We start from the raw sequence: 2,074 nt of genomic DNA, 5'->3' as shown, positions 1-2,074 counted from the left end.
GAAAGTGATTTAGTGAATATGTTTGATAATCCTAATCGGTAAGAACAGCCTAAAATGCTTGCAGGAACGTTTACACATTTATCTTGACACTATCTTTCAAAATGTATTAGATTTGTAGTATCGTGTTATTGTATATAATTCGTACGATATAAATAATTGAGGAGTATCAGATGATATGAAGGATCCGTGTATTTTTTCTAAATCAGAAGATATAGTAAGACTTTTACATGAAAAACAAATTCCATTTGAAATTTATCAACATCCGGCAGCATATACTATTGAGGATTTATCAAGTTTAGAAATTCCACATAAAGAATGGATTATGAAAAATCTTTTTTTGCGTGATGATAAAAAGAAAAATTATTATTTAGTGACACTGCCGGGATATAAAAAAATCGATCTAAAAATATTGAGCGAAAAGATTTCCAGTAAAAGGCTCAGTTTTGCCAGTGAGATAAAGCTGTATGAAATGATGCGGCTGGAAAAAGGGCATGTAACGCCCTTTGGTGTATTAAATAATAAAGAGAAAAATATTACAATGATATTTGATGCTTCTTTGCAAGGTCAAATAATAGGAGTACATCCCCTTGATAACACGAAAACTATGTTTCTTTATTTCGAGGATATGCTTACATTAACTAAAGAATATGCTAAAGATGTACAGGTATATGCTATATAGGAGCAAAAGCAGTCTTTGGCAATATTTTTTGTTTTTATTTCATAGAGATAAGACACATACGGATCATGCTGTCAAAATTTTCTGTTAAGATGAAACTTTTTTAGTTTTAATAAATAGGATCAAAATACCTGCTGCAACTAAGCCTATTTCCATAAGTGTAAATGCCGACTGGTATGACCCACCTGTTACTTGAATCAAATATCCGATTAACAGCGGTGCGACAAAACCTGCAATTTGGCCGCCTGTGTTAATAAATCCAGAGGCCATTCCCATTACATCGGCAGAAAGTGTTTCCATGGGAAGCGACCAAAACGGGCCAAAGCACATAAACATTCCAAAGGCGGAGGCTAATGACAAATATAAAATACACAAATTTTCATTTGTTGCATTGTAAGACAAGTACATAAAGATTGCCCCGATAATCCAGGTAGCAAGCAGGAAATGCTGTTTATTGCCATGAAAAATTCGATTGCAGATACTGTTTGATACTAACATGCCGCAAAATGCAGTAAAGAAGGGGATACTGGCGGTGATTCCCATTTTTACAATAGCAAAGTGACGAACCGTTACCAAGTAGGAAGGAAGCCATGATAAAAATCCCCAGAAAGGAATATTAAAAGCAAAATATATAATAGCCAACAATACTAAATTACGATTTTTTAATGCTTGACTGAACGTTACTTTTTCTCTTGCAGCCGTTTGCGGTTCTGCGCTTCCCGTAATTTCAATCCATTCTTCCTTTGTCATTTTCGGATCCATTTCCGGTTTGTTATATACATGTTTCCAGATAACATATGCCATAATAAAACCAGGAATAGAAAAAATGTAAAATACAGTTCTCCAATCGAAATACTGTAAGATGAGAACGACACAAAGTGGCGCAAACGCAGGCCCTAATGCAATAGAGCATAAGTTAAGAGCATTTGCTTTAACTCTTTCCTGCGGAGGAAACCAAGTTGCAATTAATTTCCAGGAAGCAGGCGGCTGCATAGATTCCCCCATGCCGAACAGTGCTCTGACGACTAATAGGGATAAAAAACCACCGGTCATTCCAGTGAAAATAGTAAAAACGGACCACCAACATAATGCCAGTGTCATTGTTTTCCTGGGTCCAAATTTATCAGCTAATATTCCGCCGAAAATTTGACACAACCCATATCCTACAAAGAAAGCACTCATAATAGCACCTACTTGTGTAGGCATTAATCCTAATTCTTTTGTAATAAATGGAACTGCAATGGAAAAATTAATACGATCCATATAAGCAACAAAGAATACAAGCCATAACACCAATAATAAAGAATTTCTTCGTTTCCAACCAAGCATAAAGACACTTCCTTTCAATATATACGGATTATAATATTAGTTGCAGGGTTCCCCGATATGTACCTGGTG

The 2,074-nt window shown here is 35.4% G+C and carries 2 protein-coding genes; one reads left to right on the top strand and one right to left on the bottom strand.

The genetic code is table 11. The features are described 5' to 3' along the window. Window positions 1–175: 175 nt before the first annotated feature. On the top strand, window positions 176–679 hold the full coding sequence (locus BLR11_RS13835) for a prolyl-tRNA synthetase associated domain-containing protein (RefSeq protein WP_091653280.1): 504 nt from the start codon (window positions 176–178) through the stop codon (window positions 677–679). Window positions 680–763: 84 nt separating this feature from the next. On the opposite strand, the gene BLR11_RS13830 is transcribed toward BLR11_RS13835, so the two are convergent. Continuing rightward, the gene (locus BLR11_RS13830; protein ID WP_091653277.1) at window positions 764–2,005 is read right to left on the bottom strand and encodes an MFS transporter; all 1,242 of its coding nucleotides are present in this window, start codon (window positions 2,003–2,005) and stop codon (window positions 764–766) included. Window positions 2,006–2,074 lie beyond the last annotated feature (69 nt).

This window comes from Megasphaera paucivorans (assembly GCF_900103535.1).
Lineage (GTDB): Bacteria > Bacillota > Negativicutes > Veillonellales > Megasphaeraceae > Megasphaera_A > Megasphaera_A paucivorans.
Note: the sequence above shows the minus strand (reverse complement) of the source record. Positions and strands in the feature narration are given on the sequence as shown.

Excerpts from the sequence above, each read along its gene's own strand:
- BLR11_RS13835 (WP_091653280.1), top strand. The coding sequence starts at position 176 with ATGAAGGATCCGTGTATTTTTTCTAAATCAGAAGATATAGTAAGACTT.
- BLR11_RS13830 (WP_091653277.1), bottom strand. The coding sequence starts at position 2,005 with ATGCTTGGTTGGAAACGAAGAAATTCTTTATTATTGGTGTTATGGCTT.